Below are 4,919 nucleotides of genomic sequence, written 5' to 3' on the forward strand. Positions count from 1 at the left end.
CAATTGGCGGGAAACGGTTAGAGGAAAGTGCGGTTGTCGAGCGGACACGGGACCGGTAAGGAGTTAACCCGGGGGTAACAAAAGAAATGGCGACGGTAGGGATCGTCTTCTCGGGAACGAACAAGAGCCGGATGGAATGCCTGGAACTACCGGACCACCCGTTCTTCTTTGCCACCCAGTTCCACCCGGAGTTCAAGTCCCGGCCCACGAGACCATCGCCGCCCTATCTCGGATTTGTCGAGGCATGCAGGGCGAACAAGCGGACAAAATAAGGGAGCAGGTCACTCATGGTCAATACGGAAAAATTCATCGCAAAGGCAATCGAGGAGATAAAAACCTCCGCGGGAACTGACAAGGTCGTCATGGCTCTCTCAGGCGGTGTCGACAGCTCTGTCTGTGCTGTCCTTGCAGCCCGGGCAATAGGCGACAACCTCATCCCGATCTATATCGACACCGGCCTGATGCGGAAAGGCGAGACCGAGCGGATCCGGACCATCTTCTCGGACATCCGGCTCGATATCGTGCATGCGGAGGACGAGTTCCTCGACGCCCTCAAGGGCATCACAGACCCCGAGGCCAAGCGGAAGGCGATCGGCGAGCGGTTCATCCGGGTCTTTGAACGCGAAGCAAAGAAGCACGGGGCAAAGTGCCTGCTCCAGGGCACGATCTACCCTGACCGGATCGAGAGCGAAGGGGGCATCAAGAGCCACCACAATGTCGGAGGAATGCCGCTCCACATGGAGTTCACCAAGGTCATCGAACCCATCCGCGACCTGTACAAGGATGAGGTGCGGGACGTTGCAGGTGCGCTCGGCATGCCAAAGGAGATCCAGCACCGGATGCCGTTCCCCGGCCCCGGCCTTGCCGTGAGAGTGTTGGGCGAAGTGACGAGAGAGAAGGTCGCCGTCATCCGTGAAGCGAACTGGATCGTGGAGGACGAACTGGTGGAGAAGTACCGCCCGTGGCAGTGCTTTGCCGCCCTCCTCGGCCTCGGCACCGGTGTCAAGGGCGATAACCGGATCCATGGCTGGATCGTGGCGATCCGTGCCGTGAACTCAAGAGACGGTATGACCGCAGACCCGCTGGAGATCCCGTTCGACCAGCTGATGAGAATCGGCTCCCGGATCACCGCAGATATCCCGAGTGTATCCCGGGTGGTCTACGATATCACGGCAAAACCGCCGGCAACGATCGAATACGAATAATTTCTGAATTGTACAACGTGATGGGAATGGAAACAACACAACAGATGAAAGCGCTTGACGAGCGCTATTTCATGCCCGCTTTCTCCCGGGAACTCGCCCTTGTCAAGGGTGAGGGTTCGAAGGTCTGGGATGCGGAAGGAACGGAGTATATCGACTGCGTGGCAGGCATTGCGGTCTGCAGCACCGGCCACTGTCACCCGGCGGTGGTGAAGGCGATATGCGACCAGGCGCATAAGCTGATCCACTGCTCGAACCTCTACTATGTGCCGCACCAGGGCGACCTTGCAAAGAAGCTCGTCGAGGTCACCGGCATGCACAAGGCCTTCTTCTCCAACTCGGGAGCCGAGGCAACCGACGGGGCGCTCAAGCTTGCCCGCGTCAGGACCGGGAAGAAGAAGTTCGTAGCCTTCACCCACGGGTTCCACGGGCGTACCGTGGGGTCGCTTTCAGTCACCCACAAGCCCGCCATCCGCGAGCCCTTCGAGCCGCTTGGAATGGTCAAGACCTTTGTCGAGTACGGCGATGTGGACGGCCTGAGGAAGGCCGTTGACAGCGATACCGCAGGAGTCCTAGTGGAGCCGATCCAGGGTGAAGCCGGCGTTATCATCCCCCCTGACAGTTTCATTGAGGGGATCCGCGAGGTCTGCGACAAGACGGGAGCGCTCATGATCGTGGACGAGGTGCAGACCGGCATGGGTCGCACGGGCAAGTGGCTTGCCATGCAGCACACGAAGGTAAGCCCGGATATCGTCACCTTAGCAAAGGGGATCGCGAGCGGTTTCCCCATGGGTGCCCTTGTTGCCCGCGAAGGACTGGAGTTCAGGAAGAGCGAGCACGGCAGCACCTTTGCCGGCGGGCCGCTGGCATGTGCAGCAGCGCTTGCCACAATCGGGGTCATCGAGATGGTGCTTCCCGATGTTGCCCGCAAGGGCGAGCTCTTCCGGAAGGGGCTCGCGAAGCACAACCCCCGTGTCCGGGGGCTGATGATCGGGATGACCATCGGAGATAAGTGCCCGGAGATCCAGAAGAAGTGTGCGGAGCAGGGCGTGCTCGTCAACTGCGCAGCAGATGGCAACCTCCGTCTTGTGCCCCCGCTCACCATCTCCGATGCGGAAATCGACCGGGTAGTGAAGGTTATCAATGGAGCGCTTGGTTAGATCCTGCTACAAGAAGAAGAGCGGGTATGTCTTCGCAAAGAAAGCGGAGGATATCGCACGCGAGTACGGCATAACCCGCATAGCCCGGCTCGCGAGCAACGAGAATCCCGACCCGCTCTCCCCGGCAGCACTTGCTGCAGCAGAAGAGGCTCTGAAGTCCGTCAACCGCTATCCCGATGAGAAGGCCAGCATCCTCATGACCGCTCTTAGGGCTACCTATGCGCACGAACACTTCGTGACCGGTGTCGGGATGGACGGGGTCATCGAGACTCTCTTCCGCACGCTGGTCGAACCCGGCGAGAAGGTCGTGATCTCGACCCCGACATTCTCCTTTTATGCGCTTGCCGCTATGGGGCAGGGTGCTGTGGTGGCAACGGTTCCCCGGGAAGCAGACTTCTCGGTCAATCCAAGGAAATTATTGAAGGAAGCAAAGGATGCGAAGGTATCGGTTCTCTGCTCCCCCAACAACCCGACCGGCAATGCAACCCCGGTTCCGGTAGTTGAGGAGATCCTCGAAGGAATCGAGGGACTGCTCTTCCTGGACAATGCCTACGTGGAGTTCTCGGGGATCGATTACCTCCCGCTGATGAGAAAGCATGAGAACCTTGTCCTCGGTCGGACCCTCTCCAAGGTCTACGCCCTTGCCGGGCTCCGGGTCGGTTATGCCTTCACGCCCCGCTGGCTCCCGCCGTGGTACAACCGGGCGGGGACGCCGTTTGCGGTCAACGCCGTGTCCATGGCTGCTGCCGCAGCGGCGCTGGCTGACAGGGAGCGTGCGGATCGCTACATCGCGCAGGTGAAACGCTGGCGCAAGCGCTTCACGGAAGAAGTGAAATTCCCTGTCATGCCCTCCGACGCAAACTTTGTCATGATCGATGTCTCGCCCCACAAGAGCGACGAGATTGTCGAGGAGCTCGCAAGGAAGGGCGTGGTAGTCCGCTCCTGCCGGAGTTTCACCGGTCTTGAGGATCATTATATCCGGGCCAGTATTGGCGCGGACTGGGAGAACGAACTCTTCATCGAGGTGATCAACAGCCTATGATGTGCGGCATCACCGGCACGCCCGGCACTGGGAAATCGGTGATAGCGGACGAACTGGCACGCCGTGGCCACACCGTTGTCCATCTCACCGATACAGTCGGACCGTACGTTACCGGTGAAGACGAGAAGCGCGATGTACAGGTTGTCGACGTGGACCGGTGGGTTGCAGAATTCCAGCCCGTTAACGGTTTTGTGGAGGGGCATTTTGCTCACCTGCTCCCCTGCGACCTCGTGGTTGTTCTCCGTTGTCGGCCCGACGAGCTTAAGCTCCGCCTGAAACAGCGGAAGTACCGGGACGCAAAGATCCGGGAGAATGCCGAAGCAGAAGCCCTGGACTCCTGTCTCATCGAAACGGTTGAAGAACACGATCCCTCGCATATCTTCGAGCTCGACACCACCGGCCGCGATGCCCCGTACTGCGCTGACCGGATCGAGGCGTTCGTCCGCGGGGAGATCCCGGCAGACTTCGGCCACATCGACTGGTCGTCCTACCTGGAGGCACACCTGTGACTCTCGACCAGTACCGTTCCAGCGCCAAGGTTTACTTCGACCCGCTGGTTTCGGTTGCCATCCGGTGCCGGCTCACCCCGAACTTCTTCACCATCGCGGCGCTCCTTGCGTCGATGGCAGCGGGGCTCCTCTTCTTCTTCAACATGGTGCTCTGGGCCGTCGTTGCCGTTGCCGCAAATGCATTTTGTGATGCCATGGACGGGGCCGTTGCCCGGGAGATGAAGGCCCAGAGCAAGCGCGGCGACTTCCTCGACCATGCCGTGGACCGGTACGCGGACATCTTCATTATCACCGGTATCTTTGCCGGCGGCCTTGCCCCGTGGCAGATCGGAGTCTTTGCCCTGACCGGCGTCCTGATGTCATCCTATCTTGGCACGCAGGCGCAGGCCGTTGGGGTCGGGAGATACTATGGCGGGATCCTTGGCCGGGCAGACCGGCTGGTGATGATCCTGGTAGTCGGTATCGCAAGCCTTCTGTACCCCTCGCCGATTGTCGGGCTCACGCTCCTTGGCTGGATGCTCGTCCTCTTCGGCCTCTTCGGCCACATCACCGCACTCCAGCGGTTCGCGTACGTCTGGGCGAAAGTGGAGTAAAAACCCTTTTTTTCAGGAACCTTTGGTGGCCAGGTCCCGGATGTATTCCAGGGCCTCGATCGCGTCCAGCCTCTTTCTGTCCACGGAATGATCCTTTACCCACGATAGGAACCGTTGTGCGATAGAGAGATCGAGAGATGCCCCGGCCGATGAGACGATCTTCGGGTAGGTGCGTTGCGGGTAAAAGACCGACCGGGCCGCCGCGAGCAGAACGGCCTGCTCCTGCCCGCTGATGATCCCTTCAGTCTCGGCCCGTTTCAGCGTGAACCGGATATTCACCAGAGGCTCCGAAAGAGAAAGTCCGGTCTCCGGATCGAAGACAAGCGCCACCTCATCATCTGAGATGAGCTCCCCGCTCTTGTACATCCGGTACACCTCGCCTATTCCGGTCATGCCGAGCGTGTCCATCTCGG

Annotated in this window: 7 protein-coding genes; 6 read left to right on the plus strand and 1 reads right to left on the minus strand. The window is 60.0% G+C overall.

The genetic code is table 11. From position 1 onward, the window contains the following. Positions 1 to 86 precede the first annotated feature (86 nt). From CW742_RS07215 to CW742_RS07240, 6 genes are read left to right on the plus strand one after another with little or no spacing between them, the layout of a single operon-like run. Positions 87 to 272, plus strand: coding sequence for a hypothetical protein (locus CW742_RS07215; RefSeq protein ID WP_292418464.1), 186 nt, complete (start codon positions 87 to 89; stop codon positions 270 to 272). 15 nt (positions 273 to 287) lie between these two features. Continuing rightward, the gene (gene guaA, locus CW742_RS07220; protein WP_292418467.1) at positions 288 to 1,205 is read left to right on the plus strand and encodes a glutamine-hydrolyzing GMP synthase; all 918 of its coding nucleotides are present in this window, start codon (positions 288 to 290) and stop codon (positions 1,203 to 1,205) included. Positions 1,206 to 1,231: 26 nt separating this feature from the next. After that, entirely contained in the window at positions 1,232 to 2,362 is a 1,131-nt protein-coding gene (locus tag CW742_RS07225; RefSeq protein WP_394339461.1) for an aspartate aminotransferase family protein, read from the plus strand. Next, positions 2,346 to 3,404, plus strand: a complete 1,059-nt coding sequence (hisC, locus tag CW742_RS07230; RefSeq protein ID WP_292418470.1) for a histidinol-phosphate transaminase — start codon at positions 2,346 to 2,348, stop codon at positions 3,402 to 3,404. The genes CW742_RS07225 and hisC overlap by 17 nt, the downstream gene beginning before the upstream one ends. Further along, positions 3,401 to 3,913 carry an adenylate kinase family protein gene (locus tag CW742_RS07235; RefSeq protein WP_292418472.1) on the plus strand — a complete coding sequence of 171 codons (513 nt, stop codon included), beginning with the start codon at positions 3,401 to 3,403 and terminating at the stop codon, positions 3,911 to 3,913. Before hisC ends, CW742_RS07235 begins: the two co-directional genes overlap by 4 nt. Next, positions 3,910 to 4,506: a CDP-alcohol phosphatidyltransferase family protein gene (locus tag CW742_RS07240; RefSeq protein WP_292418475.1), complete on the plus strand. Its 597-nt coding sequence runs from the start codon at positions 3,910 to 3,912 to the stop codon at positions 4,504 to 4,506. The genes CW742_RS07235 and CW742_RS07240 overlap by 4 nt, the downstream gene beginning before the upstream one ends. A gap of 12 nt (positions 4,507 to 4,518) precedes the next feature. Here CW742_RS07240 and CW742_RS07245 read toward each other — a convergent pair. Then, positions 4,519 to 4,919: TfuA-like protein (locus CW742_RS07245; protein ID WP_292418478.1), on the minus strand; the 401-nt coding region annotated here is incomplete at its 5' end.

It is taken from the genome of Methanoregula sp., from assembly GCF_002835825.1.
In the GTDB taxonomy this organism is placed as follows: domain Archaea; phylum Halobacteriota; class Methanomicrobia; order Methanomicrobiales; family Methanospirillaceae; genus Methanoregula.

Coding starts and splice junctions, on each gene's coding strand:
- CW742_RS07215 (WP_292418464.1), top strand. CDS start 87: ATGGCGACGGTAGGGATCGTCTTCTCGGGAACGAACAAGAGCCGGATG.
- hisC (WP_292418470.1), top strand. CDS start 2,346: ATGGAGCGCTTGGTTAGATCCTGCTACAAGAAGAAGAGCGGGTATGTC.
- CW742_RS07225 (WP_394339461.1), top strand. CDS start 1,232: ATGGAAACAACACAACAGATGAAAGCGCTTGACGAGCGCTATTTCATG.
- CW742_RS07235 (WP_292418472.1), top strand. CDS start 3,401: ATGATGTGCGGCATCACCGGCACGCCCGGCACTGGGAAATCGGTGATA.
- guaA (WP_292418467.1), top strand. CDS start 288: ATGGTCAATACGGAAAAATTCATCGCAAAGGCAATCGAGGAGATAAAA.